Annotated in this window: 26 protein-coding genes; 11 read left to right on the top strand and 15 right to left on the bottom strand. The window is 51.6% G+C overall.

Going from position 1 to position 25,096, the window contains the following annotated elements; genetic code table 11:
- Positions 1-52 precede the first annotated feature (52 nt).
- Positions 53-1,306 (bottom strand): APC family permease, encoded by a 1,254-nt coding sequence (locus tag CWI69_RS10060; protein WP_126764079.1) that lies wholly within the window; start codon positions 1,304-1,306, stop codon positions 53-55.
- A 22-nt stretch (positions 1,307-1,328) separates the two neighbouring features.
- Positions 1,329-1,892 carry a biliverdin-producing heme oxygenase gene (locus CWI69_RS10055; RefSeq protein ID WP_126764078.1) on the bottom strand — a complete coding sequence of 188 codons (564 nt, stop codon included), beginning with the start codon at positions 1,890-1,892 and terminating at the stop codon, positions 1,329-1,331.
- A gap of 185 nt (positions 1,893-2,077) precedes the next feature.
- On the opposite strand from CWI69_RS10055, the gene CWI69_RS10050 reads away from it, so the two are divergent.
- From CWI69_RS10050 to CWI69_RS10040, 3 genes are read left to right on the top strand one after another with little or no spacing between them, the layout of a single operon-like run.
- The gene (locus tag CWI69_RS10050) at positions 2,078-3,445 is read left to right on the top strand and encodes a M24 family metallopeptidase (RefSeq protein ID WP_126764077.1); all 1,368 of its coding nucleotides are present in this window, start codon (positions 2,078-2,080) and stop codon (positions 3,443-3,445) included.
- A 13-nt stretch (positions 3,446-3,458) separates the two neighbouring features.
- Positions 3,459-4,052 carry an LOG family protein gene (locus tag CWI69_RS10045; RefSeq protein WP_126764076.1) on the top strand — a complete coding sequence of 198 codons (594 nt, stop codon included), beginning with the start codon at positions 3,459-3,461 and terminating at the stop codon, positions 4,050-4,052.
- Between the two features lie 11 nt (positions 4,053-4,063).
- Entirely contained in the window at positions 4,064-4,528 is a 465-nt protein-coding gene (locus CWI69_RS10040; protein ID WP_126764075.1) for a DUF4440 domain-containing protein, read from the top strand.
- A gap of 20 nt (positions 4,529-4,548) precedes the next feature.
- Here the strand turns inward: CWI69_RS10040 and CWI69_RS10035 are convergent, their stop codons facing one another.
- Complete coding sequence (locus CWI69_RS10035) at positions 4,549-5,709, bottom strand: alanine racemase (RefSeq protein WP_241971091.1); 1,161 nt, start codon at positions 5,707-5,709, stop codon at positions 4,549-4,551.
- 134 nt (positions 5,710-5,843) lie between these two features.
- Here CWI69_RS10035 and mscL point away from each other — a divergent pair, with 134 nt between their 5' ends.
- Complete coding sequence (gene mscL / locus CWI69_RS10030; RefSeq protein WP_126764074.1) at positions 5,844-6,305, top strand: large-conductance mechanosensitive channel protein MscL; 462 nt, start codon at positions 5,844-5,846, stop codon at positions 6,303-6,305.
- On the opposite strand, the gene CWI69_RS10025 is transcribed toward mscL, so the two are convergent.
- Genes CWI69_RS10025 through CWI69_RS10015 form a run of 3 tightly spaced genes read right to left on the bottom strand, consistent with a single transcriptional unit; the run spans position 6,302 to position 9,806 of the window.
- Complete coding sequence (locus CWI69_RS10025; protein WP_126764073.1) at positions 6,302-7,396, bottom strand: SMP-30/gluconolactonase/LRE family protein; 1,095 nt, start codon at positions 7,394-7,396, stop codon at positions 6,302-6,304. The genes mscL and CWI69_RS10025 overlap by 4 nt on opposite strands.
- Positions 7,393-8,331, bottom strand: coding sequence for an alpha/beta fold hydrolase (locus CWI69_RS10020; protein ID WP_126764072.1), 939 nt, complete (start codon positions 8,329-8,331; stop codon positions 7,393-7,395). Before CWI69_RS10020 ends, CWI69_RS10025 begins: the two co-directional genes overlap by 4 nt.
- Entirely contained in the window at positions 8,328-9,806 is a 1,479-nt protein-coding gene (locus tag CWI69_RS10015) for a flavin-containing monooxygenase (RefSeq protein WP_126764071.1), read from the bottom strand. The genes CWI69_RS10020 and CWI69_RS10015 overlap by 4 nt, the downstream gene beginning before the upstream one ends.
- A 109-nt stretch (positions 9,807-9,915) precedes the next feature.
- Between CWI69_RS10015 and CWI69_RS10010 the strand changes: the two genes are divergently transcribed.
- Positions 9,916-11,616 (top strand): putative bifunctional diguanylate cyclase/phosphodiesterase, encoded by a 1,701-nt coding sequence (locus CWI69_RS10010; RefSeq protein WP_126764070.1) that lies wholly within the window; start codon positions 9,916-9,918, stop codon positions 11,614-11,616.
- Here CWI69_RS10010 and CWI69_RS10005 read toward each other — a convergent pair whose 3' ends face one another.
- The 5 genes from CWI69_RS10005 to CWI69_RS09985 all read right to left on the bottom strand — a co-directional run bounded on the left by CWI69_RS10005 (position 11,617) and on the right by CWI69_RS09985 (position 16,297).
- A complete protein-coding gene (locus CWI69_RS10005; protein ID WP_126764069.1) occupies positions 11,617-12,279 on the bottom strand; it encodes a hypothetical protein in 663 nt (220 codons plus the stop codon). It abuts the gene before it with no gap.
- A 65-nt stretch (positions 12,280-12,344) separates the two neighbouring features.
- On the bottom strand, positions 12,345-13,553 hold the full coding sequence (arsJ, locus tag CWI69_RS10000; RefSeq protein ID WP_126764068.1) for an organoarsenical effux MFS transporter ArsJ: 1,209 nt from the start codon (positions 13,551-13,553) through the stop codon (positions 12,345-12,347).
- The gene (locus tag CWI69_RS09995) at positions 13,547-14,548 is read right to left on the bottom strand and encodes an ArsJ-associated glyceraldehyde-3-phosphate dehydrogenase (RefSeq protein ID WP_126764067.1); all 1,002 of its coding nucleotides are present in this window, start codon (positions 14,546-14,548) and stop codon (positions 13,547-13,549) included. The genes arsJ and CWI69_RS09995 overlap by 7 nt, the downstream gene beginning before the upstream one ends.
- A gap of 11 nt (positions 14,549-14,559) precedes the next feature.
- Positions 14,560-15,585 (bottom strand): ACR3 family arsenite efflux transporter, encoded by a 1,026-nt coding sequence (gene arsB / locus CWI69_RS09990; protein WP_126764066.1) that lies wholly within the window; start codon positions 15,583-15,585, stop codon positions 14,560-14,562.
- Complete coding sequence (locus CWI69_RS09985; protein WP_126764065.1) at positions 15,572-16,297, bottom strand: metalloregulator ArsR/SmtB family transcription factor; 726 nt, start codon at positions 16,295-16,297, stop codon at positions 15,572-15,574. Before CWI69_RS09985 ends, arsB begins: the two co-directional genes overlap by 14 nt.
- Positions 16,298-16,440: 143 nt before the next feature.
- On the opposite strand from CWI69_RS09985, the gene CWI69_RS09980 reads away from it, so the two are divergent.
- Positions 16,441-17,493 carry a GGDEF domain-containing protein gene (locus CWI69_RS09980; RefSeq protein WP_241971090.1) on the top strand — a complete coding sequence of 351 codons (1,053 nt, stop codon included), beginning with the start codon at positions 16,441-16,443 and terminating at the stop codon, positions 17,491-17,493.
- Here the strand turns inward: CWI69_RS09980 and CWI69_RS09975 are convergent.
- The gene (locus CWI69_RS09975; protein ID WP_126764063.1) at positions 17,490-18,080 is read right to left on the bottom strand and encodes a class I SAM-dependent methyltransferase; all 591 of its coding nucleotides are present in this window, start codon (positions 18,078-18,080) and stop codon (positions 17,490-17,492) included. The two genes, CWI69_RS09980 and CWI69_RS09975, sit on opposite strands and share 4 nt — an antisense overlap.
- Positions 18,081-18,159: 79 nt before the next feature.
- Between CWI69_RS09975 and CWI69_RS09970 the strand changes: the two genes are divergently transcribed.
- A complete protein-coding gene (locus tag CWI69_RS09970) occupies positions 18,160-18,585 on the top strand; it encodes a secondary thiamine-phosphate synthase enzyme YjbQ (RefSeq protein ID WP_126764062.1) in 426 nt (141 codons plus the stop codon).
- A gap of 77 nt (positions 18,586-18,662) precedes the next feature.
- Here CWI69_RS09970 and katG read toward each other — a convergent pair whose 3' ends face one another.
- Positions 18,663-20,837: a catalase/peroxidase HPI gene (katG, locus tag CWI69_RS09965; protein ID WP_377094730.1), complete on the bottom strand. Its 2,175-nt coding sequence runs from the start codon at positions 20,835-20,837 to the stop codon at positions 18,663-18,665.
- Positions 20,838-21,124: 287 nt separating this feature from the next.
- Between katG and upp the strand changes: the two genes are divergently transcribed.
- The 4 genes from upp (at position 21,125) to CWI69_RS09945 (ending at position 24,102) form a co-directional block, all read left to right on the top strand.
- On the top strand, positions 21,125-21,754 hold the full coding sequence (upp, locus tag CWI69_RS09960) for a uracil phosphoribosyltransferase (RefSeq protein ID WP_126764060.1): 630 nt from the start codon (positions 21,125-21,127) through the stop codon (positions 21,752-21,754).
- A 68-nt stretch (positions 21,755-21,822) separates the two neighbouring features.
- Positions 21,823-22,248: an OsmC family protein gene (locus tag CWI69_RS09955; protein ID WP_126764059.1), complete on the top strand. Its 426-nt coding sequence runs from the start codon at positions 21,823-21,825 to the stop codon at positions 22,246-22,248.
- Positions 22,249-22,314: 66 nt separating this feature from the next.
- Complete coding sequence (locus tag CWI69_RS09950) at positions 22,315-23,289, top strand: LLM class flavin-dependent oxidoreductase (protein ID WP_126764058.1); 975 nt, start codon at positions 22,315-22,317, stop codon at positions 23,287-23,289.
- A gap of 36 nt (positions 23,290-23,325) precedes the next feature.
- Positions 23,326-24,102 (top strand): SDR family oxidoreductase, encoded by a 777-nt coding sequence (locus CWI69_RS09945; RefSeq protein WP_126764057.1) that lies wholly within the window; start codon positions 23,326-23,328, stop codon positions 24,100-24,102.
- Positions 24,103-24,106: 4 nt separating this feature from the next.
- Here the strand turns inward: CWI69_RS09945 and CWI69_RS09940 are convergent, their stop codons facing one another.
- Positions 24,107-24,301 carry a zinc ribbon domain-containing protein gene (locus tag CWI69_RS09940; RefSeq protein ID WP_126764056.1) on the bottom strand — a complete coding sequence of 65 codons (195 nt, stop codon included), beginning with the start codon at positions 24,299-24,301 and terminating at the stop codon, positions 24,107-24,109.
- An 81-nt stretch (positions 24,302-24,382) separates the two neighbouring features.
- Positions 24,383-24,823, bottom strand: coding sequence for a hypothetical protein (locus CWI69_RS09935; protein ID WP_126764055.1), 441 nt, complete (start codon positions 24,821-24,823; stop codon positions 24,383-24,385).
- Between the last annotated feature and the right edge of the window lie 273 nt (positions 24,824-25,096).

Genomic DNA, 25,096 nt, shown 5'->3' with positions numbered 1-25,096 from the left:
CTTCGGGTAAATACTACCCACAGAACGAGTATTGCTAAAGATTACTTGTCTATCAATAGGTTTTCGCAAAACGGTAGCGATGCCAGATAAGGCCGACAACGAGAAGCAGCACGCCTACGGTTATCACCTGGACATCCACCATAAGGGCTAAACTCAAACAACCGACTAACCCCAGCACAGACCAAAACTTAGCGATAAACCGTTGCTCTGTAGCTACCTGTAAAGCGGCCAGGTTGGTGATGCTATAGTAGATAAGAACAGTAAATGCGCTAAATGTCCAAGCTAACTTTATACCGCCAAACAAGGCAATAACGATCATAATTGCTGCAGTAACCAAGGTGGCCGCCGGTGCGGAGGTATTGCCCAGATTCAGTTTCGCCCAGCCCAACGGCAGGTCGCGACGACGCGCCATAGCCAGCACCACGCGTGAAACTCCGAGCACCAGATTCAGCGCCACCCCAAGCATGGCCAGAATTGCCCCGATGAAAATCAGGTTATGTACCCAGCCCGCAGGTAGCAGCTGGGTGAGGATAAAGTCATCACCAATAGTGACTGGCGCTAAATGGACGATAGCCATCCCCACTGCGCAATAAAGTACGGTCACCACAAACATCGTTGCGACGATCGCTCGTGGGATGGTATGCCGGGGGTTCAGCACTTCCTCACCCATGGTGGCAATGCGGCCATAGCCGGTGTAAGCAACGAAAAGGAGCGCAGCAGCAGCCAGTACATCCCGGCTCGCTGAACCCGCATCCGCTTTGTTATTCATCAGACCCGATAAAGCTGCCTGCGGCTGTTGCCATGACCAGATGACAAACAAAACTAAACTCAGTATCGCCAAGGTCACCAATACCCCATTCACCTGGTTCGAGCGTTTTAATCCACCAAGAACTAGCGCGGTTATAGCAACCAACAAAGCTACGGCTAAGCCCACTACAGCAGACTCCGGCCAGTTAAGATAGTGATTCAACAGCCAGGCACTGGCGAGTGCAGCAGCTGCTGCTGAGGCGCTCTTGGCGCAGATAAAAAACCAACCGGCAACGAAGCCTAAATCATGATTGAGAAATTGATAACCGTACTCATAAGTGCCGCCACTTACCGGATGCACCGCAGCCAGTTGCGCGCTGGAAAGTCCATTACATAAAGCGACAAAAGCCGCCAGCAGGATTGCGCCAAGTAACATATCCCCGGCCAATGCGTAACCAAAGCCGAGGCTGACAAAAGCACCAGTACCGATAATTGAACCGAGCCCTAACACGATGGCGCCAGGTAATGATGTAGACCGTAAAAGACGAGATGAACTCAATGGTTTTCTCCCTCTGCAATAATCAGCTTTCAGTCTGTTCAGGGTAACCCAGGTTTATGACAGTCCGGTAACAGTCGAAGCCTTTCAGGGCAGCGGTTATGGCTTCATTGTGATCGATAAGCTGCTGATGTTGTAAAACAAATTTTTGAAAAGCCGACCACTGTTGGCTGCCATCCTCCGCAAAAAAACGGCAGGGTGCGTCCGGAAGCTGGCGCATGATACGCCGCGCCAGCATAGTGCCGCCGAGCCGCGAGCCTTCGATAACATAGGTCATACCAACCGCTGCCGAAAAACTCTGTGGCGCTGGCCAGCGGGATGGCTCGGCAGGATGGTGTCCAAGCTGCTTTAAGTCACTTCTCAATAAGGCTTCGCGCCGATGTAAATCGTAACTGACCGGAGCCTTACACCAATACTCGGTAAGCACATCTTCCATACCAGCGTGGGCAGGGTAAAGCAGCAGTAAAACCTCCGCGTAACGCTCAAGCGATAGCTCAGACGCGAGCAATTGCGCCAATACCGGATGATGATCCAGTTGACTGTGCGCGTCACGGGTGGCGTGGCGCAGTGCTGATAACAGATCGTTCATAGTCCAGACTTTCCTTGAGTCAATAAGGCTAGTGTACGCAAGGTCTGATGCGCTGTCATCGATCTGTGAGCAAACGAAGAATACAAATTGTTCGTTGCGTAAAGCCGGTAAAGCTGGCTACTATCGATGCATAAATTACGCTTTGTTGGCCACTACATTGCCAACCCATGACCGGGGAACTAGCTATGCATTCGATCGTTAAAACCTTTATAGCCATTGCTTTAGCAGGTGTCTGTACGACTCAGATTAACGCTGAAGAGTTTCAGCAAGGCCGCGTCATCAGCGGCGCTGATGAATTCTCTGTGCTCAGCCATAAAGCGCGTATTGCACCAGAGAACGCCATGCTCAACGAGCGTATGGAGGCCCTGCTACCGGCACTGATGGCAGAGACGGAACTCGACATGTGGCTGGTGATCAATCGCGAGTACGCGGAAGACCCGGTTTACTATACCCTGGTGCCACAGCCCACATTTGCTGCCCGGCGCACCACCATGCTGGTATTCTACCGGACAGAAAATGGCTCGGTTGAACGCCTGTCGGTGAACCGCTACCCCTTAGGTGAACCTTATGAGTCAGTCTGGTCTGGCGGCAATCTTGATGACCAATGGCAGGCGTTAGCGGACCTCATTGCGGAAAAAGATCCTGCGCGTATCGGCATCAATGTGTCACGTGACTGGCCGGTCGCCGACGGTCTGACCCATGGCTTACAGCAGCGCTTACGTGAGGTTCTGCCCGCGGAGTTTCAGCAACGCCTGGTCTCAGCTGAGCAACTGGTGGTGCGCTGGGTCGAAACCCGCAGCGCAAAAGAAATCGAAGTTTATCCCCAGGTAGTCGGCCTGGCACGCGGGGTCATCGCTGAAGCTTTCAGTAACAAAGTCATTACGCCCGGGGTCACCACCACCGAAGATGTCGCCTGGTTCATTCGCGATCGCTTTGCAGAATTGCAATTGCCCATCTGGTTTATGCCTTATGTCACTCTGCAACGGGCAGGTAACGGCTGCACCGATGAGCAAGCTTTTTGTGGTCAGAGCGGGCAAACGATTCAACGGGGCGACGTGATCCATACGGATGTTGGTATCTGCTATCTGAAACTCTGCACCGACACTCAGGAAATGGCTTATGTGTTGCCATTTGGCGAGGATCAGGTGCCCGCAGAACTGCAGAATGCGCTGGCGCACGGCAACCAATGGCAGGATCATCTCGCTGCCGCCTTTAAAACCGGTCGCACCGGCAATGAAGTTCTGGAAGCCGTTATCGCCAAAAGCTCCGAAGCCAGTCTGATGTCCAGTACCTACACGCATCCACTGGGATTCTATGGTCATGCGCCAGGTCCTACGATCGGCATGTGGGACAACCAAGGACCGACCCCGGTGCGCGGAGACTGGCCCATCTACGCTAATACCGCCTATGCTCTGGAAGGAAATGTGAAAGTGCCGTTAGGCATGTGGGACGGCCAGAACGTGCAAATCATGCTCGAGCAAAGTGCGCTTTTTGACGGTGAGCAGGTGACTTATCTGGCAGGGCGGCAAACCCAGTGGCATGTGATTCGCTAAACGGAGTGTATTGATGGCGCAAAAATTATCCACAATTTGTGTTTATTGTGGCGCAAATCCGGGCTTTAGCCCGGTCTTTAAAGACGCCGCGATAGCTTTGGCAGACACCCTGGCCGCCGCAGGCATTACCTTAGTTTATGGCGGTTCCAGCGTGGGCCTGATGGGTACTATTGCTGATCGCATGTTAACCCTGGGTGGCCAGGCGATTGGCGTCATCCCGCAAGCGCTGGTTGATAAAGAACTGGCGCACCATGGTCTGACAGAATTACATGTGGTGTCTTCCATGCATGCCCGCAAAGCCAAAATGGCTGAACTCGCCGACGGCTTTATTGCTATGCCCGGCGGTATGGGAACACTAGAAGAACTGTTTGAAATGCTGACGTGGGCGCAACTTGGCTTGCATCAGAAAAGCTGCGCGGTACTCAACGTCGATGGTTATTACAACAGCTTGCTCAACTTTCTTGAGAACGCTACCTCACAAGGCTTTATTCGCGCCGAACACCGCCACCTGCTCATTAGCCATGATGAACCGAAGCAGCTTCTCGCGTTAATGGAAGATCACAAAGCACCGCAGCAACCCAAATGGATTTCTGCCAACGAAACCTAGGAGAATTTATCATGCGTACCTTTTTGCTTGGTTTTTTACTTTTTCTCAGTAGTTCCAGTATTGCGCAGGAGGCGCGTCCCATTAGCGCCAAGGAAGCACAGCAGGTTGTAGCAGCAATCGATGCCTTCCTCTATGGTGCGTCGATTAACGATGTGCAGGCCCATGATAAATTTTGGGCTCCGGAACTGACCTATACCAGCTCACGCGGGACCCGCTACGGCAAAGCCGAACTGATGCAAGGCCTAACCGAGGCGCAGCGGCTTGAGGAAGGTGAAGTAACGGCTTGGTATACCGCAGAAGATGTTGAACTCAAATCGTTCGGCGAGGCCATTATTGTCAACTTCACCTTGGTTTCAACGCAGCTTGCGGATCAAACTCGTGAAACCTTCCTTAATACCGGGGTACTGGTCAACCGCCGCGATGGCTGGCAAGCCGTGAACTGGAATGCTACCCGCGCCGCGCCGGCGGCCGAGTAATGCAAACGCAATCCCGGCGATTACCAACCGTTGATGCGTGGCCAGTAAACCAGATCATCACCATCAGGCACCACATAGCCATCGAACTGGCTCGCTGTCGCACAGGCATGGTTCGGTAAAATCCGGACCTTGCTGCCTACCTCAAGCTTCGGCAGCTTAGCCTTACTGCCTTTGCGTATGCTTAAGACGCCATGCTCCTGACTGGTGTTGGTGACGATCAGGTCGGTGTAAGGTGTGCCGTCCATCGCGCACACCAATCCGTAGCCTTGATCGACCTCTTGTTTGGCGGTGCCGCGGTCGCGCGAAAGCGCCATCCAACCGGCGTCGGTCATAATCCAGCCTTTGTCAGGCCGGTGTCCGATCACCGTCGCAACAACGCTAATCGCAATATCCTCTAACTTGCATACATGGATACCGGCCATGACCAAATCGTGAAACACATACACCCCGGCACGCACTTCGGTGACACCGGTCAAATCCTTGGCAAAATGCGCGGTTGGGGTGGAGCCGACACTCACCACATCACAAGGTAAACCTGCGGCCAATAATTCGTCACGGACGGCTACTGCTGTTTCACGCTCATGTTCCGCAGCGGCTTCCTTGGCTGCTTTATCCGGACAGTGGTAAGAGCCGCCAGCGTGCATCAAAATACCCATAAACTGTTTATTTTCGTGCAAAATGCGTGCTATTTCGACGATCTTTCCGTCCCCTTGCCGTAACCCTGCCCGTTCGCCATCACAATCAATTTCAATTAACACGGGCAGCGCGAGGTTGTCACGCTTGGCGAACGCTACTACTGCCTCGGCTTGTGCTTTACTATCGAGCAAAACACTTAATCGCACACCACTGCGAATCAGCCGTGCCACCCGCGGCAGCTTATCCGGACTGATACCAACCGCGTAGGTCATATCATCAAAACCATGGGCGCCAAAGTACTCAGCTTCTTTTAAAGTCGATACGGTAATAGGTCCGCTGCCGGTCGGAAATAGCCGGCGGACGATATCGACCGACTTGGCGGTTTTTACATGCGGCCGCAGGGGTACGTTTAAGTCAGCCATATGGGATTGCAAGCGGGCAATATTGGCTCGCATTTTATCCGGATCGAGTAACAGGTAAGGGGTCGTCAAGTCGGCCAGATTCATCATCAGTTTAGCGCCTTGTTCAGAGTGCGTGGTACTCATTATGAAAGAGCTAAGCTAAACCGACAAGTACCGGTGCGAATTTAGCCGTTAGGTTTATCTTCCCTCGCAGATACGCTATAAAAAATACGTGTCCGCAAACAATCGGCTTGCGGAGTTTTTATGAGAGGCTAATTATGTTGAACGAATTCAAGAAGTTTGCGTTGCGAGGCAACGTGGTTGATATGGCGGTGGGGATCATCATCGGGGGCGCGTTCAGTACCATCGTCAAAAGCCTGGTCGCGGATATTATTATGCCGCCCATAGGTCTGTTACTCGGCGGTGTTGATTTCAATAATATGTTTTGGGTGTTAAAAGCGGGCGCCGAAACCCCGGGCCCTTATATCGCTCTTGCTGACGCGGAAGCGGCCGGCGCGGTAACCATGAATTACGGCTTGTTTATCACCAATACCATTAGTTTTATCATTGTCGCTTTCGCGGTATTTTTACTGGTTAAAGGGATGAATAATCTGAAAGCTAAAGAAGAACCCGCAGCAGTCAACACCAAGGCATGCGACTATTGCTTCTCTACCATTCCATTAAAGGCAACCCGTTGTCCCAGCTGTACTTCAGATCTCAGTCCCAGCAAGAGTGACTAGCGTTCGAGAATAGCAATCGCATCTTCGTGCAAGCTGCTGAGATAAAGCTTATCCGCTGACTCAGCAGCGCCGGTCACCTGGGCAAAGCCGCCTTCTGGGTCTTGCAGGTTCTGATGCACATTGCCGTTGATATCAATAGCGATGAGATGTCCATAGCGTTGGGCACTGGGGCGCATAAAGGCCGGCAGACGTTGTACCATTTTACGCAGGAACGGGTAACCCGATAGCTCATCAAGTAGTGCGCTGCGAGGGCTCACCAGGCCAATCCAGAACTTGCCGTCAGGAGCATCATTGATGTTATCCGGAAAGCCCGGCAGATTCTCCAGCAAGGTATAAACTTCACCGTTATTATGCTGACCAATGCCTATTTTTAAAATTCGGTAGCTGCCTGTCTCAGCGACTAATACCCACTGTTGATCATGACTGACAGCGACACCATTGGCGAAATGCAGTCCACCCTGAACCGTATAAGTGCGGCCGCTGCCCGGCTCGAATGCTAAAAGTCGCCCATTCCCGGAGTGTTCCATGATATCAAGTAAGCTCGCGTCATAGATTCCGACACTGCCGGCGGGAAATCGGGTCGATGCGTCCGAAAAATACACCGTGCCGTCGGCGGCAATATCAACATCATCGGCATAGCGAACCGCTACCCCGTCAACTTCGGTGACCAGTAATTCTAAGCCTGTCGCAGGTGACCAATGCATTAAACCCTGATAGGCATCTGCAATCCAGAGACCACCCTGATCATCGAACTCCAGACCAAGGGGACGTCCCCCGGTAGTGGTCAGAGTGGTAAAACTACCATCGCTCTCAAGCCGCAGGATGTCGCCGCTTAACACCCCAAAAACAGGACGGCCGCTGGGGTCAATGGCAATATCTTCCGGCCCGACAGAATCCGGAAGCGCCACCTCCTGAACCTCTTGCAGTTCGGTATTTACCGTATAAGCTCCAACGTAACCACGGTCGCGGGGCGCATTCCAGGCACGGGGATCAATGCTTACCGGCCACAATAACAAGTAAGCCAGCAGGACCAGAACAACGAAGCCTAACGATTGCCGTAACACTGGATTAACACCAGGTCTTTTGCTCATTGCTCTATCCCCTGCAGAAATTCCTGAACACGCGTTGCGGTTTGTGCTGGGCGCTCAACCATCGGCATGTGACCGATGCCCTCGAAAATTTCCAGTTCGCTGTTCGGTAACTGGCGTTGCCAAACCGCGGCACTACTGACGTCTAACAGTTGATCAGCACTGCCCCAGATAACCAGAGTCGGCGTGGTCAGCTGTTCAAGTCGCCCATCTAGTTGATCAAAATTGCGAAAATCTTCAGCAATCTGCACGTACTGTGCTTTGCGCTTCTGGTAACGTGCTGCCATGCCGCGCAGTACAAACTCCGGGACATAAGGCGGCTCTGCCATGGTCATGGCGTAAAATTCCTGAAAATCTTGCCAGGACTCGATTTCAAATGGCGATTGTCCTTGTTTAAAAAGCAAATCCGCCCGACTCGGCTGAGGTGCAATCACTCCCGCCGGATCAATCACTACCAGTGCCTGCGTCCGTTGCGGAAAATCCAAAGCGAAGTTGGCAGCAATTAAACCGCCCATTGAGTTCCCTATCAGCACCGCGTGTTTTACATCCAGAGCACTCATAAGGCGCTCAATTCGTGCCGCCTGAGCCCGCGGACGGTAACTCCATTGCGGATCAAAACCGGTGTCTCCGTGCCCTGCAAGATCAGGGATCAGCACGTGATAGCGATCATCAAGTTGATTCGCAAAACGTAACCACAGCTCTTTCGAGGCGGTATAGCCGTGCAATAAGACTAGGGTGGGCGCCGCTGCTTCAGTGCCTGGTCGCTGATAAACTGAGAACGTGATATCGGCTAAGGCCACAGATTTTTTTTCAAAGCCATAGAGCATAGCTTCGGCGCGAGTCGTAGCTTGATACACCCACTGGCCCGTGGCCGGGTGCCAGGTCGCAGCCCAAAGCAGAAGCACAATCAGTGCTACTGAGATCAGAAACTTCTTCATGCTTGCTCTCCGTCACTAAAGCGGTGGTGGGCCGGCTTGAAACGCTGCGCCAGCAATCGGTAGACAAAACTAAAGCCCGGAAACATCGCCGTAACCTTACCACTTTTACTCTTGTACCAACTTTCGCAGCCACCGCTTTGCCACACGGTTTTCGCCATCTCATGGTGAATCATATCGGTATAAGCTTGTTCCGCCTCGGCGGTCACTTCAATAGCAGCTTTATTGCGGCGCCGCAGTTCGGTAAGCGCTCGCATGATGTAATACATCTGTGACTCAATGACAAAAATTGCCGAGGTATGGCCAATGCCGGTATTCGGTCCGGTCACCAAAAACAGGTTGGGAAAACCGGGCATCGTGGTACCCAGGTAAGCGCGCGGATAATCCTCCCAGACTTCATCAAGACGCAGCTCATCGCGACCGACAACATTGAAGCCTAAAGCGCCATCGGTCGCTTTAAATCCGGTTGAGTAAATAACTAAATCCAATTCGAGCTCAGTGCCTTGTGCGGTTCTCAGGCCCTGCTCAGTGAAGCTGGCGATACCATCCGTTTTGTCATGCAGGGTCACGTTATCCCGCGCCAGCGCAGGGTAAAGTGTATTCGAGACAATAATGCGTTTACAACCGATCATGTAATCTGGCGTCAACTGCCGGCGCAGTTCCGGATCCGGGATCTGTTTGCGCAGATGATTGCGTGCTTCGCGCTCGGCGAACAGCTTCATTAATGTTTTTGAGTATTTAAATGCCAATACGCGCCATTCTAGGGCCCAATAAATTGATTTACGCAACATCTGGTAGAAAACATTAACCCCCAGTAAGCGCTGAAACCAAGGGGCGAATTTCCGATCCGGACGCGGCATCACCCAGTGTGGGGTGCGTTGAAACACATGCAACTCGGCAACCTTATCGGCAATCGCGGGAATCACCTGAGCGGCACTGGCGCCGCTGCCAATAATTGCCACGCGTTTACCGCTGTAATCAAAGCTATGGTCCCACTGATTGGTATGAAAACTCTTGCCCTGATAGGTTTCGCGGCCGGGGAATTCCGGAATAAGAGGATTACTTAGTGGCCCTTGCGCGCTGATAACTGAACGGGCAAAGTAGGTTTCCTGATTAGTTGTCACTTGCCAGCAGAGCCGATCGGGCAACCAGCGTAATTCTGTAACGTTGCAGCGCAACCGCACCTTATTTGCGAGCTGGTGTTTCGATAAAACATGGTGGGTGTAGGCCTCAAGCTCGGGTTGTTCAGCAAACATCTGCGACCAGGGGTAAGGCTCACTTGCCAGCGAGTACAATGGGGACTGCACATCCACCTGGGCGCCTGGATAGGAATTCTGGCACCAGGTACCGCCCATAAAGTCACGCCGTTCAAGCATAATAAAGTCATCAATACCGAGCTTTTTCAAGCGCAATGCGGCAGACTGTCCACCGAAGCCCGTGCCAATGATGATGACTTCATAATGCTGTTTCGTTGCCACGCAGTAATGCCTATTTCAGATTTGAAAGTACAGTAGCTAAATTAACGGTTTTATCAATCATATTCTACACTTGTAGAAAGTTTTAAAATTCTCCACTAGTTGCAGGTTTATGCCCAAACGAAGCACGCAAAATATCAGCGAAGCCAGGTTCCGCAAGCTGTGTGATGACACTCAGGCAATGTCGATTCAAGGCTACCGAGCCGATGGTACAGTTGTTTACTGGAATGCAGCGTCAGAGAAAATCTACGGCTACTCCGCCGAAGAAGCTTTAGGCGGCAGTCTGTTTGAGCTCATTATTCCTGAAGGGATGACCGACCTGGTGCGGCATGATGTCGACTGGATGTTCGCAAATCGTCGGGGCATTCCACCGGCACGGCTGAACTTAAAACATAAATCCGGCGCCACTGTCCCGGTTTTTTCAAGCCACACCGTCGTCGATTTACCCAACGATGAACCCATCATGTTTTGTATGGACGCTGACCTACGCGCACTCGACTCCGCCGAGGCAGAAGTGCAGCGCCTGTCCTATTTTGACCCCCTGACGGATTTACCGAATCGGCGTTTATTCCTCGAGCGGTTGAATACCATCAATGGTGTCAGTCCCTTTGAAAAAACCATGAGCGCATTGTTGCTGATCGATATTGATAATTTTCACAGCATTAATGATAGCCTCGGTTATGAAAGTGGTGATCAGGCGCTTATTCACTGCGCCAAATGTCTAATGAATTTTGCCAAAACCAGTGACGGCCTGGCACGTCTTGGCAAAGACGAATTCACATTATTACTTCCCGATCTGGGAAATGATGTTGCTAAGGCGGCGACACAAGCAGAGCAGCTAGCGCAATGTGTGCTGGACGAGATACAGCAACCACTGACACTCAATAATAAGACCCACAAACTTTATGCTCGCGTCGGGATCACTTTATTTGATCGAAACCATAACCTGGACGGGAATACGATTTTAACTCAGGCGGATATTGCGCTTAAATCCGCCAAGCGGCGGCTTGACTCGCCCATTAGTTTTTTTGATAAACAAATGGAGGCGTCGCTTCATCAACGCCTGCACCTGTCACAAGCTCTGCATCACGCCGTTGGAAACCAGCAATTCCAGATCGCTTATCAACCTCAGGTGAACCGCTACCAGAAATTAATCAGTTGCGAAGCACTGCTTCGCTGGCAGCATCCGGAGTACGGCGCGATTTCACCGGCCGAATTTATTCCTATCGCCGAAGCCAACGGCAGCATCATTGAAATAGGTGAGTGGGTCTTGCAAAGCTGCGGCGAAAAATTAGTGGAGTGGTCGAAGCGACCGGAGTTCGAACACTTATCGTTGTCGATAAACGTCAGTTCACTGCAGTTTCGCCAAGCGGATTTCGTCGATCGGGTGCAGGATATTATTACCCGCACCGGTGCCGATCCGAAAAAAATGCGTTTCGAACTGACCGAAAGTCTGATGGCACATGACCTTGGCTTCATCATTGAACAGATGAAAAAACTGCGGAAGCTCGGTATTTCGCTCTCGCTCGATGACTTTGGCACAGGTTACGCGTCATTGGCTTATCTGACGCAGTTGCCCCTTGATGAGCTGAAAATCGATCGCGCCTTTGTCAATGATTTACAACCCCAGAGCAAAGGCGCCTTGCTGGCGGAAACCATCATTAGCCTTGGCCGCAGCATGAACCTTGCGGTCATTGCTGAAGGGGTCGAAACCCAGGCTCAATTCGAGCGGCTGCAGGATCTCGGCTGCGAGTTTTTTCAGGGCTACCTGTTTGGACGCCCTAGCGCGAGCTTTGATGCCTCGTCGTCCTAGCTAGCGATTGACAGGTATCTGCATGGGTTCAGCTGGTAATCGAAACCGGTCCGCTTCCGGGGCTGTGTCGGTAACAGACACAAGTTCAAATTCATCACCTTGACGTAAAATTCCCATACCATGAGCAATCACATTGTTATACATGGCAGCAAGTGACTGTGGGGTTTCTTCACCCGCGGCGGAGACCAGTGTCTGACTCATGTGATACATGGCTTCCGAGAGTTCCACCACGGTTTCGTGCTCGGTTAATACCAGGATGGAGGTCTGTGCGTTGCCATTTTGATTAAGCGTCTCTAACTTGTAAACTTCGCCCGTAATACCCGCGACAGTTTCACTTTCACCTGTCTTGTAAAAACTTTTTACTTCGGCAATATCGTCATCCCAGAAGCTTTCTTGCTGGCCTGCACTCCCCATAGCACGCATCGCGGCAGCAATATCAACCACCATGACAGCGCCACCTTCGCTTACTACCGAATAGAGCTTGTCGTCGCGCATGAGCATGTAGCCGCCGCTTTCCGGCGCTTCCATGCGCAGATACTTACCTTCGGCGAATTCGACCTTCGACGTCGTACCACCAGACATAATCGTCGCACTGCCATCTGCCCATGCAAGATTCGAACAGCAAAGAGCTAGCGCTGAGAGAATAAGTTTTTTCATCAACATGTGGAGTTGTCCCTAATTTGCGTTGCATTTGTGTTGCCGTAACACAACATTAGGAGACAACCCGGTTATTTTCCAGCAACCCGCTGTGGCAGCACACTGATGGTGATGGTGGAAAGCAACAGCAACAGCGTCGAAATAATTAAACAGGCAACTAGTCCGTACACCTGATAGATCCAGCCTGACAGGACAGTACCCAGCAGCCGCCCGGCGGCATTGGCCATGTAGTAAAAACCAACATCCAGAGAAACGCCGTCCGTCCGCGAATAGGACACAATCAGATAACTGTGTAACGATGAATTAACGGCGAACAAAACGCCAAATAAACTGAGACCCAGCATAATACTTGCTGCAGCCGGAGCGTTCTGCCACAGAGCTAAACTTAATGCCAATGGGCAAAGGGTCAACAATGCGCCCCAAAACCTAGCCTGTTTGCGCGGGCTGATATCGGCATTACGGGTGAACTTTGGTGCGCTACCCTGCACCACACCGTAAATAATAACCCAGCTGGCAAGAAAGCTGCCGACCTGCCAATGGCCCCAATCCAGCTCGCTGGCGAGGAACACGGGTAAAGCAACCACGAACCAGACATCACGGGCCCCAAAGAGCAGGAAGCGCGCCATTGCCAGAATGTTAATCGACCGGCTTTTTGAGAATAGCTCTTTAAACTTCGGCTTATGTTCGGCTTTCCCTGCACCATGTTTAAGGTAAATCAGGCTTCCTACCCAAACGAGGATCAGCATCACCGCCATCGCCAGAATAGCGCCCTGAAAACCCATCAGGGTAAGCAACAATCCGCCGAGGAAAAAACCGACTCCTTTCAGGGTGTTTTTCGAACCAGTGAGAAACGCTACCCATTTGTACAGCCGACCTTGTTCACTATCGGGTATCAATAACTTAATGGTGCTTTTCGCACTCATTTTATTCAGGTCTTTAGCTATACCCGACAGTGCCTGTGCCGCCATAACCCAGAGCACCGTCAGCATGGCCGATGGCACCAGCAGCATAGCTAACGCAACAACCTGCAGACCAAGGCCGATATTCATGCTGCGGTTAAGCCCCCAGCGGGCGCCAATCCAGCCACCGAATAAGTTGGTCACGATGCCAAAGAACTCATAAAACAGGAACAGCATCGCCACTTCGATAGCGCTGTAGCCGAGCTGGTGAAAATGTAACACCACCAGCATCCGCAACGCCCCGTCGGTCAGGGTAAACGCCCAATAATTTCCGGTAACCAGAAAGTACTGGCGCACCTCAGGGGAGAACTGACTTAGCATGCGCCGACCTTCGCCACCAATTCGACCGCGCGGTTCGCATAACCCCACTCATTGTCGTACCAGGCATAAACTTTAACGTGGGTGCCGTTGATTACCCGGGTAGACAAAGCATCGACAATACTTGAACGCGGGTCGGTGCGGTAATCAATGGATACTAACGGCCGTTCTTCGTAGCCCAGAATATCTTTTAACTCGCCCTTAGCCGCTTCCTCAAACAAGCCATTGATCTCTTCAACGCTGGTTGGCCGTTCCATCTCAAATACGCAATCGGTAAGTGACGCATTCGCCAAAGGCACCCGCACCGCGTGACCATCAAGCCGGCCTTTAAGCTCAGGGAAGATTTCAATAATCGCAGTCGCTGAGCCGGTTGACGTTGGAATCAAACTCTCACCGCAGGCACGTCCGCGCCGCAAGTCTTTGTGCGGCGCATCAAGTATGGTTTGGGTATTGGTAATGGAGTGAATGGTGGTCAGTGAACCATGTTTGATACCAATTTTCTCATGCAATACTTTCACAACAGGCGCCAGGCAGTTGGTGGTGCATGAAGCCGCAGTAATGATCCGGTGTTCTGCCGGGTCAAACAGGTGGTCATTCACCCCCACCACAAGGTTCAGCGCACCTTTTTCTTTAACTGGTGCAGACACCACCACGCGTTTTACGCCCTGCTCGAGATAAGCATTGAGCACCTCAACGCTTTTCATCTTACCGGATGCCTCAAGCACAATATCGCAGTCACTCCAGTCATTTTCTTCGATGGTTTTGTACTGGGAAAAGGCAATCGTCTGGCCATTGATCACCAAGTCGCCGCCCTCGGCAGCCGCATCGTGCGCCCAGGTACCGTGTACCGAATCAAACTTCAGCAAATGCGCAAAGGTTTCCGCAGCGCCACCCGGATCATTCACTTTCACTACTTCCAGGTCGTCACGCTCGGTAGCAATGCGCAATGCCAAACGACCAATCCGACCTAATCCATTAATACCTACTTTAATTGTCATAACTGTTCCTTTTAAACGCTAAACCAATGTTTGGTTCTATTCGCAAACCACACCAGTGATAACATCACCGGCACCTCGACCAACACCCCGACAACGGTCGCCAATGCTGCGCCTGACTGCAATCCAAATAGCGAAATTGCTACTGCCACCGCTAGTTCAAAAAAGTTTGAGGTACCAATTAAGCATGCCGGCGCGGCAATACGATGCGGCAGCTTAAGGAATAGCGCCAGCACAAAGGCTATGGCAAATATGCCGTAGGTTTGAATCAGTAACGGTGTTGCGATCATCGCAATATCTAAAGGCCGGGTGAGTAGCACCTCGGCTTGAAACGCAAAGAGCAACACTACGGTCATTAATAAACCAATGATAGACCAGGGTTTCATGGTGCGGTCAAAGTTAGCTAGCTTCTCGTTGGCCACCAAAACAGCCCGCGTTAGTTGTCGCCGCGTCAGGACGCCGGCTAACAATGGCGCAATCACGTACAAACCTACGCTTATAACCAAAGTTTCCCAAGGCACTTCTATTTCAGCTACGCCAAGCAACAGCGCCGCAATGGGAGCAAAAGCGAAAATCATTACCACATCATTTACCGATACCTGAACCAAGGTATAGTTGGCATCGCCTTTGGTAAGTTGGCTCCAGATAAACACCATAGCAGTACAGGGCGCGATGCCCAGGAGGATAACCCCAGCAAGGTATTCATTAGCTGTTTCAGGTGAAATGAAGTCCGCAAAAATGCCCTTAAAGAACAACCAGCCGATCGCCGCCATGGTAAAGGGTTTGATCAACCAGTTAATGATCAGGGTAAGCACCAGTCCACGTGGCTCTTTGGCGACTTGTTTTACCGCAGTAAAGTTGACCTGCACCATAACCGGATAAATCATCAACCAAATCAACACCGCGATGACCAGATTCACATTGGCAAATTCAATACGCGACAACCAGGAAAATGCATCGGGGAATTGATTACCTAAAAAAGTACCAACAACAATCGCCAGCGCTACCCACAGCGACAGCCAACGCTCAAACACACTCATTCTGTTGATCCTTAACGAGTTGAGGATTGTGGCTGCGCGTGGTCGTAATGACCTCACGCATCCAATCGGGAAGCGCGGGGTTCAGTCGGTAATATACCCACCGTCCCTCTTTACGATCGAGCAGCAAGCCATATTCGCGCAACTGTGCTAAATGGCGCGAAACTTTAGGTTGTGACATGCCGGTAGCGCTAACAAAGTCACAAACACAGATTTCATCAGTACCGGCTGTTTGTACTATCAACTGTAAGCGCAACGGGTCAGCCATCACCTTAAAAAAATCCTGAGGCGAATTATAAAGGTGCGGAGTGTCTGATTGTTTCCGCAAAATAAACAGAAACATACGGATCCGTTCGCTTAGTTCATGTGCGGTTTTCTTGAACGCTTCGCTGTCACGACTCTCCACAGGGTCGGGGAAGTCCCACGCGACAAAATTTTGCTCGGTAAAGTCCGCCTGACATTCGACCCGAGCGCGATCACACAAACTGATCACGTAGTCGAATTCAGTATCTTCGAGTTCATCAATCGCCTTTGATTTCAACCCGGTCGTGCTCACTCCCATGGCTTGCAAAACGTCTAATGCCTCAGCTTGTGGTTGTGTCGGTTCAGTTCCAGCGCTCATCACCTCAAAGTCGGAGCCAGCGAGTTGTCTGAATATGGCCTCCGCCATAAGCGATCGCGCTGAATTTGCGCTGCATAAAAACAGAACTTTCATGCCTTTACCCACATTAACGATATGAACTGAAATATATGGTAAAACATATATGAGATGCTAAGCAAGGATCGCTTTATACTTATGTCCTTTTCACCTAAACTTAACGTTTCGCAACACTATTCATAAGGGCTTCAATGAGCAGCATGGAACGCACCACTTTGAATCGCCAACGTCCGCAGTTTTGGCGCGTCGCAAGACGCTGTTGTCAAATAGCGGCAACCGTTGATATTGCTTTCTTTGGGATTTTCCTGGCCTTGGGCTCCCCCATCCTGGCCTGGGTCAATGTGGTGAGCGTTGCCATGTATGCCTGGGCGTTTTACGCCTTCGGTCGCCGACAAAATGCCCTCGGCACCTGGCTGGTTTGGACCGAAGTAGTGGTTCATGCTGCCTTGGGTAGTATTCTGATCGGTTGGGACAGCGGCTTCCATTACTATTTATTGATGTTTATCCCCGCACTCGCGGTCACCATGTCAGCGCGCTACGCGATCGTAGCTCTCAGCCTGTTATGGCTTTATTACGTCGGCCTTTATGCTGCTGGACTTTATTTTCCGCCAGTCCAGCCAATTTCTGCCGAAGCGCTGATCGGCGTGAATATCTTCAACCTCAGCATTGTTTTCGCCATGTTCAGCTACCTCGGCTTCTTTTATGTCCGCACCGTGAGCTCCGCCAGCCGCGAACTCAATCGTCTGGCCAGTACCGACTCGCTGACGCTGTTACATAATCGCCGCCACTTAACTGAATTGGCTGAAGCCGAAATTACCCGTGCCGAACGTTACAACAAACCGTTGTCCGTTCTGCTCATCGATATCGATCACTTTAAGCTCATTAATGATATTTTCGGACACCCAAAAGGCGACCAGGTATTGCAGCATCTGGCCAAGTTGATTCGGCTGGAACTGCGCCAGCATGATTTAGTCGGTCGCTGGGGTGGCGAAGAATTCCTGATCGTATTGCCAGAAACAGACATTCTCACCGCTGAACAGGTCGCTGAACGAATGCGAGTTGCCATCAATGGCTACAACTGGCGCGATAACCTCAAAAAAGATCTCTCAGTTACCCTTAGCATCGGCGTCAGCGAGCTCGGCCCTAACGAAACACTTAATCGCATTATCAGTCGCGCCGACAAAGCGCTTTATATCAGCAAATCCAGCGGTCGCAACAGGGTCACCAAGCTTAATACAGAGACAAGTCTTTAATCGTTCTTCTTGAATACCAGTGTTTGCCAACGGACATCGGGCCGTTCCAGTTGATCAGTTTTTTCTGCTGACAGAGCCAGATGGAGGCCGAGTTGCCCGGCGCTTTCAATGATGTGCTTTTCGCTTAAGTCGTGGCCGCTACGCTGGTCATGGAATGCACCGTGCCGCAAGGTTAGTATCAGGTAGCCGTGGGGGGCGAGCAGTTGTGATACGCGCTTGAGCGATTCGATTTGACCGTACAGGTTGAGATGCATCCATACGGCACTGACTAAAACCAGCGCATAGGTCGTGTCAATTTTTTCGAGATCAGGTAGCCGGTCATCCACCCAGTGAATGCCCGGTGACTTTTGCCTGGCAAGGGTGCGCAACGCGGCCGCAGGTTCGACCGCGGTTACTTTGAAACCATGCCCCGCGAGCGCCCGCGCATCACGCCCTGAGCCTGCACCAATATCAAGCACCCCGGTTCCTTGCGGAAGGTTGTCGAGCAGGTGTATCCAGTCACCGTGCACCTGCTCAAACGTCAGACTATCGTACTGGTCGCTGAATTCAGCGGCGTTGTCTGAGTAAAAGCGGATGTTGCTGTCCATGATTCCGTCCTTTTTTTGTGTCCTTTTTTATAGCATAGTTGCCCTTATTTCATAGGTAAACATCAGAGCGACTGGTCCCATGGCAACTTACCAAACAGAACTGACCCTGCAGCCGCGGCCGCGCGGGTTCCATTCAATTACTGACGAAATCGAACAGGCGCTTCATACGCTCACACCAGTGACCACTGGGCTGTTGCATATTTTTATCAAGCACACCTCTGCATCATTAACCATCAACGAAGATGCCGACCCCACGGTGCGAGAGGATTTTGAGAGTCATTTTAATGAAATGGTGCCTGAGGATGCTCCCTATTATCGTCACACTTATGAAGGCCCGGACGATATGCCCGCTCACCTTAAAGCAAGCTTGCTAGGTAGCAGTGTATCCGTTCCGATCACCAACGGCCGGATGAATATAGGCACCTGGCAAGGTATTTATTTATGTGAGCATCGGAATCGTGCGGCGAGCCGGGGATTGGTACTTACGCTAATGAAGGCTGAATAACATTAAACTGAATGGCGTGCATAGCCAGCCAATAAAAAGGCGGCCCATAGGCCGCCTCCGCGTAGAATAAGCAGTGCTTATTCAAGATCAAAGCGATCCAGTGTCATAACTTTGCTCCAGGCATCCACGAAGTCATGCACGAACATCTCTTTTGAGTCGCTCAGCGCATAAACTTCTGCAATCGCCCGTAACTCAGAGTTCGAACCGAAGATCAGATCCACCGGTGTGGCGGTCCATTTCAGTTCGCCTGACGCACGGTCATAGCCCTCGTAAACTCCTGCAGTGTCAGCTGGCTGCCACTTAGTGTCCATGCTCAGCAAATTGACAAAGAAGTCATTGGTGAGTTGCCCTGGGGTGTCAGTGAACACGCCATGTGAGGCGTTATCATGGTTGGCACCTAAAGCGCGCATACCGCCCAGCAAGACTGTCATTTCCGGTACGGTCAGAGTGAGCAAATCAGCACGGTCGACCAACATTTCCGCCGGTGACATGCGACTTTCTTCACTGTAGTAGTTGCGGAAACCATCAGCACTTGGCTCCAGAAATTCAAACGAAACAACTTCAGTCATTTCCTGAGTTGCATCCGTGCGACCTGGCGCAAATGGCACGGTAATATCGTAACCAGCATCAGCTGCGGCTTTTTCAATTGCGGCAGCACCGCCTAACACGATAACGTCAGCAAGGGACACACGCTTGTCACCGCTTTGGTCGTTATTAAAGTCCGCTTGCACGTCTTCCAGTACCGCAATGACCCGCGCCAGCTCTGCTGGATTGTTTACCGGCCAGTCCTTTTGCGGCGCTAAGGCAACGCGCGCACCATTGGCACCGCCACGCATGTCGGTACCACGGAAACTGGAGGCAGACGCCCAGGCAGTACGAACCAGTTCAGCAACAGTCAGATCAGTAGCTAAAATAGCGGCTTTTAAATCCGCCGCATCACTTGCGTTAATCAGCGTGTAATCCGCTTCAGGCAGAGGGTCCTGCCACAACAGTGGTTCTGCCGGGGAGGTATCTACGATATAACGTGCCCGCGGCCCCATGTCACGATGCGTCAACTTGAACCAGGCCTTAGCAAACGCCAGCTCAAACTCTTCCGGATTTTCGTGGAAGCGTTTTGAGATTTTGCGGTACTCAGGATCAAACTTCAGTGATAAGTCTGTGGTGAACATAATAGGCGCATGACGCTTGCCTTCGATGTGGGCATCCGGAACCAGATTGGCCGCCTGACCATCCACCGGAATCCACTGAATCGCACCCGCCGGGCTACGTGTCTGTTCCCACTCAAAACCGAACAGATTGTCGAAATATTGCATGGTCCATGCGGTTGGATTAACGGACCAGGCACCTTCTAAACCAGAGGTAATGGTATCTTCCGAGTGACCTTTGCCGCACTTGTTTTTCCAGCCCATGCCTTGTTCTTCAAGCGGCGCGGCCGCGGGCTCAGCACCCAGACATTCGTCCGGCTTGTGCGCACCGTGGGCTTTACCAAATGTGTGACCACCCGCGATCAAAGCCACAGTCTCTTCGTCATTCATTGCCATACGACCAAAGGTATCGCGGATATCCTTGGCGGCGAGCAATGGATCAGGGTTGCCGTTGGGGCCTTCCGGGTTCACATAAATCAAACCCATTTGTACTGCTGCAAGTGGTTTTTCAAGTTCGCGGTCGCCACTGTAGCGTTTATCTTCAAGCCACTGTTTTTCCGGCCCCCAATAAACGTTGTCCGGCTCCCATTCATCTTCACGGCCGCCGGCAAAGCCGTAGGTTTTAAAGCCCATCGACTCCAGTGCTACGTTACCGGTGAGCACCATCAGGTCTGCCCAAGAAATACTACGACCGTACTTTTGTTTGATCGGCCATAACAAGCGCCGTGCTTTATCAAGGCTGACGTTGTCAGGCCAACTGTTCAGCGGTTCAAACCGTTGTTGACCGCCACCAGCGCCGCCACGTCCGTCATTGACACGATAAGTACCGGCACCATGCCATGCCATGCGGATAAAGAACGGGCCATAGTGACCGTAATCAGCTGGCCACCAGTCCTGCGAATCTGTCATCAGGGCTTCTATATCCTGCTTCACTGCTTCGATATCGAGTTGCTTAAATGCCTCGGCATAATCAAAGTTTTCACCGTACGGGTCCGAGCTTGCATCGTGATCACGGAGTGGGGTTAAATCGAGTTGCTCTGGCCACCAGAACATTTTTGATTTGGCTTCCTGCGCAAGGCTCGCGTTAGCGGCCAAGCCCATCGACATCGCGAGAGCAAGCGCAGAAATCACCGGTAGGGACTTTCTAATCATGGCTATTTTCCTTTCTTATTGACCGGGTAAGATTGACGTACTTTAGGTACAGCAAAAATACTATAGACCTTTTCCTTTAGATTGGGATCTCTATTCCCTACAGGAAAAAGCGATTAGGTCAATCGGATTTGCTGAGTAGCCGATAATTACCCTTGCGCTTTTATTCTCCACTTCAATCTTGACCAGCATCGGCTTAAACTAAACTCTAGGTATTCATAGCGAACAGACTGCGGGGATTAACCATGCCTCTTCATGTGATCGAACATCCGTTAGTGCAACATAAACTCGGTTTAATGCGCGAAGCCGGCATTTCCACCAAAAGCTTCCGCGAACTAGCCAACGAACTCGGTAACTTGCTTACCTACGAAGCCACGCAAGATTTTGCTTTGGAGCCACATCAGATAAAAGGCTGGGACGGTACCCCTGTCACAGTGCAGCGGCTACAAGGTAAAAAGGTCACCGTGGTACCTATTTTACGCGCCGGTATCGGCATGCTGGAGGGAGTGCTTGGTCTGCTGCCCAGTGCGAAAGTCAGCGTTGTCGGTCTTTACCGTAATGAAGAAACCCTGGAGCCCGTAGCTTACTTTGAAAAGCTTGCCGGTGAAATTTCCCAGCGCACGGCGCTGGTCATCGACCCGATGCTGGCGACTGGCGGCACCATGATTGCCACGCTGGATATGCTCAAGCAAAAGGGCTGTAACGATATTCGCGTACTGGTTCTGGTTGCTGCGCCAGAAGGGGTTGAGAAAGTGAGCGCAGCGCATCCAGAGATTCCGATCTATACCGCGGCGTTGGACGACCATTTGAACGACCACGGCTACATTGTGCCGGGACTTGGTGATGCCGGAGATAAGATCTTTGGCACCCGCTAGCTGATCTATAACTTGACCCATGGTCTATACTAATAAGTACATTCACAACAATTAGTTGGAGGTGCTTAGTGAAACGCACAGCAAATGCACATTGGGAAGGCGGATTAAAAGACGGAAAAGGCACGATTTCAACGCAAAGTGGCGTACTCGACAAGCAGCAGTACGCCTTCGGCACACGCTTTGAAGATGGCAAAGGTACCAACCCCGAAGAGCTTATCGGTGCCGCCCATGCAGGCTGCTTTTCGATGGCGTTGTCGATGGTACTCGGTGAATCTGATCTGAAAGCCGAAAGTATCGACACCAAAGCTACGGTGAAACTGGAAGAACAAGACGACGGCTTTGCGGTCACCCATGTTCACCTTGACCTGAAAGCACGCATCCCTGGTGCTGACAAAGACGCTTTCGAAAAAGCGGCAAACACCGCGAAAGAAAATTGTCCAATATCGAAGCTGTTAACCGCTAAGATTACTTTGGATGCTAAGTTAGAATCTTAATCGAATGCAGTAGTCGCAGCCCGAAGTGAATATAAAACTTCGGGCTGTTCCCCTTCAGGAGTCTCCATGGTTGCTCTCTCCGTACTCGATCTCGCGCCCATAACCGAGGGCAGCTCAGCAGCAGTGTCAATTAAGCGTTCAGCTGACCTCGCGCAGCACGTTGAAAAATGGGGCTACCGTCGTTTCTGGATGGCGGAACACCACAACATGACCGGTATCGCCAGCGCCGCCACGGCAGTGGCACTAGCGCACATTGGCAGTCAAACCAGCAGCATTCGCATTGGTGCTGGCGGCATTATGTTACCGAATCACGCGCCGCTCGTAGCAGCGGAACAGTTTGGCACATTGGCCGCACTGTATGGCGATCGTGTTGATCTGGGACTGGGTCGCGCACCTGGCACTGATGGCGCAACCTTGCGCGCGCTGCGCCGTAGCTATGACAGCGCCGACGGTTTTCCGGACGACGTACAGGAATTGCTGGAGTACCTTGATGATCCGGCACCCGGCCAGCGCATAAAAGCAGTTCCCGGTAGTGGCTCAAAAGTGCCTGTATGGATTCTTGGCTCGAGCTTATTCGGCGCCCAGCTGGCGGCATTGTTAGGTTTGCCTTATGCCTTTGCTTCGCACTTTGCGCCCGATCATCTGCATGCGGCACTTGAGGCTTATCGCAACAATTTCCGACCTTCGAAATACCTGGATAAACCTTATGCGATGGCAGCAATCAATGTATTCGCTGCAGATAGCGAAGAGGCAGCCAAGCGCATGAAAAGCTCAATGCAATTGCAGTTTATCGCGTTACGCCAGGGCAACCCCGGCCCATTGCCTGCCCCCATCGACGACATTGAGCAGCAGGTCGAACCGATGGCTCTGGCAGGCGCCAACCACGCGTTAAAATATACTGCCTGCGGTACGCCTGATCAGGTGCATGCCTACCTGGATGATTTTGTTGCAGCAACCGATGTCGACGAACTCATGTTGACGTGCCATGCTTATGATCATGACGCACGTTTGCGCAGTTTTGAGATTGCGAGCAAAAGATGACTTAAGCCACCCAGGCGCGTTCAAAGGATACCCATTTTGACTAACACACCATCGCTTTTTATCAGCGGCGCTGGCGCCGGAATTGGTCGGGCAACCGCGAAACTGTTTCACCAGCGGGGCTGGCGCGTGGGCGCCGCAGATATCAACCAGGACTCCCTGGCTAGCCTGTTGGCTGAGCTCGGCCATGAGCGTTGTCAGACCTTTGCACTGGATGTACGGGATCACGAGCAATGGCAACAGGTCTTGGCTGAATTTTGCCAGGCCAATGACGGTAAATTAGATTTGCTCTTCAACAATGCCGGAATTCTGTGTTCAGGTCCGTTCGCTGATACATCAATCGAGCAACACCAGACTCTGGTGGACATTAATGTGCAAGGCGTAATGAACGGCTGCCACGCTGCGCTTCCGTATCTTCAGGCAACCCCTGGTTCACGGGTTGTGAATATGAGTTCGGCGAGTACGATTTATGGTCAACCTGATTTGGCCAGCTACTCAGCCAGCAAATTTGCCGTAAACGGACTCAGTGAGGCACTGAGTCTTGAATGGCAATCCCAGGGCATCCGGGTGATGGCAGTAGCGCCACTTTTTGTCAGAACCGCAATGATTGATGGCATGCAGACGCAAAGTATCAAACGCTTCGGCGTGCGTCTGGGCGCGGAAGACGTTGCCAGAACTGTCTGGCAAATTAGCCAGCATAACGGTTACCGGGTGCACTGGCCCGTTGGTAGCCAAACCAAACTTGCCTATCTCGGCAGCAAACTCTCGCCGGCATGGCTAAACCGCGCGGTCAACCGCTGGGCCAACAGCGAATAAGTTCTCACTCGTCATCGGTGCGGGCGATCACTTCAAAGTCGCCATCCATACCTTCACTGATAATAACTTCAATCGGCTGACAGCAGATCTGGCAATCAACAATTTGCTGTTGCTGAATATCGTTCATTGGATCGATTTCGATGCTGTTGGGTGCCATGCAATACGGGCAACTGAATTCAGCTTCATGAGTCAACGACATGTGACCTCCTGTTGTAACCTGGCGACTGCAAAGTGGATGTATTTTCGGGTAGTCTATATGATTATCTTGTGAGTGGCTTTTTTATGGGCGTTCGGGTACGTAGATGGCGACGCCTTCGGCGGTTTTATCCGTTAAGCCGAAGGTTTTACCCAGACTGATGCCAAAGCCAACATTACCGGTGCTACGCCCGACACCGGTGCCGATATGCACCGAGTCGTCCTGTTGTTCACCAGTGGCACGCAGTAATACGCCGTTTGCGCCGACTTTGCCGGCCGCCTCTTTCAAGCGCGTCAGTACCACTTCCATTTTCGCTTCATCGGTCAACCGCCAGGACGCATCGCTGGTCGCGGTGATCAGCGCGATCGCCTCGAAACTTTCAGGTTCCTGGGTGTAAATGGTGACCTGCTCCGGCGCGATGGCCGGGCGGGTCTTGCCAATTACATTGGTGGTGTAGGGCGAGGCGCAGCCAGCCAATAAAAGTAATGCCCCCGCTGCAACAAGAGTTTTTAACTGCCATGCCATCAGATACCACCCCTAGTGCTTTCTCACCTGTATTAGTTGAATCCTGCCACCAAGACCGCAGTGAAGCAAACTGATTCAGTACAGCTACCCAGAATCAATCTGATTTTATCTTTTCAACTGATTGGTTAATCTACAATTGTATCGACTGGCCAAACAATTATAATGTTGGTTAAATATAAGTAAAAATTTAGCGTCGAAATTGAAGGTACCGGTGCTGTTTGCCAGCACAATCTAATTACATGGTTAACTTCACGTCGCACTCTGGCTCCGAGG

This window comes from Pseudidiomarina halophila, from assembly GCF_003987215.1.
Lineage (GTDB): Bacteria > Pseudomonadota > Gammaproteobacteria > Enterobacterales > Alteromonadaceae > Pseudidiomarina > Pseudidiomarina halophila.
The sequence above is the reverse complement of the archived record's forward strand: the minus strand, read 5'-3'. Positions and strand labels throughout refer to the sequence as shown.

Coding starts and splice junctions, on each gene's coding strand:
- CWI69_RS09970 (WP_126764062.1), top strand. CDS start 18,160: ATGGCAACTTACCAAACAGAACTGACCCTGCAGCCGCGGCCGCGCGGG.
- arsJ (WP_126764068.1), bottom strand. CDS start 13,553: ATGCTAAGTCAGTTCTCCCCTGAGGTGCGCCAGTACTTTCTGGTTACC.
- CWI69_RS10005 (WP_126764069.1), bottom strand. CDS start 12,279: ATGTTGATGAAAAAACTTATTCTCTCAGCGCTAGCTCTTTGCTGTTCG.
- CWI69_RS09940 (WP_126764056.1), bottom strand. CDS start 24,301: ATGTCGTTGACTCATGAAGCTGAATTCAGTTGCCCGTATTGCATGGCA.
- CWI69_RS10020 (WP_126764072.1), bottom strand. CDS start 8,331: ATGAAGAAGTTTCTGATCTCAGTAGCACTGATTGTGCTTCTGCTTTGG.
- katG (WP_377094730.1), bottom strand. CDS start 20,837: ATGTCGATGGGCTTGGCCGCTAACGCGAGCCTTGCGCAGGAAGCCAAA.
- CWI69_RS09975 (WP_126764063.1), bottom strand. CDS start 18,080: ATGGACAGCAACATCCGCTTTTACTCAGACAACGCCGCTGAATTCAGC.
- CWI69_RS10010 (WP_126764070.1), top strand. CDS start 9,916: ATGCCCAAACGAAGCACGCAAAATATCAGCGAAGCCAGGTTCCGCAAG.
- upp (WP_126764060.1), top strand. CDS start 21,125: ATGCCTCTTCATGTGATCGAACATCCGTTAGTGCAACATAAACTCGGT.
- arsB (WP_126764066.1), bottom strand. CDS start 15,585: ATGAGTGTGTTTGAGCGTTGGCTGTCGCTGTGGGTAGCGCTGGCGATT.
- CWI69_RS10055 (WP_126764078.1), bottom strand. CDS start 1,892: ATGAACGATCTGTTATCAGCACTGCGCCACGCCACCCGTGACGCGCAC.
- CWI69_RS09995 (WP_126764067.1), bottom strand. CDS start 14,548: ATGACAATTAAAGTAGGTATTAATGGATTAGGTCGGATTGGTCGTTTG.
- CWI69_RS09980 (WP_241971090.1), top strand. CDS start 16,441: ATGGAACGCACCACTTTGAATCGCCAACGTCCGCAGTTTTGGCGCGTC.
- CWI69_RS09950 (WP_126764058.1), top strand. CDS start 22,315: ATGGTTGCTCTCTCCGTACTCGATCTCGCGCCCATAACCGAGGGCAGC.
- CWI69_RS09985 (WP_126764065.1), bottom strand. CDS start 16,297: ATGAAAGTTCTGTTTTTATGCAGCGCAAATTCAGCGCGATCGCTTATG.
- mscL (WP_126764074.1), top strand. CDS start 5,844: ATGTTGAACGAATTCAAGAAGTTTGCGTTGCGAGGCAACGTGGTTGAT.
- CWI69_RS10025 (WP_126764073.1), bottom strand. CDS start 7,396: ATGAGCAAAAGACCTGGTGTTAATCCAGTGTTACGGCAATCGTTAGGC.
- CWI69_RS09935 (WP_126764055.1), bottom strand. CDS start 24,823: ATGGCATGGCAGTTAAAAACTCTTGTTGCAGCGGGGGCATTACTTTTA.
- CWI69_RS10045 (WP_126764076.1), top strand. CDS start 3,459: ATGGCGCAAAAATTATCCACAATTTGTGTTTATTGTGGCGCAAATCCG.
- CWI69_RS10035 (WP_241971091.1), bottom strand. CDS start 5,709: ATGAGTACCACGCACTCTGAACAAGGCGCTAAACTGATGATGAATCTG.
- CWI69_RS10050 (WP_126764077.1), top strand. CDS start 2,078: ATGCATTCGATCGTTAAAACCTTTATAGCCATTGCTTTAGCAGGTGTC.
- CWI69_RS10040 (WP_126764075.1), top strand. CDS start 4,064: ATGCGTACCTTTTTGCTTGGTTTTTTACTTTTTCTCAGTAGTTCCAGT.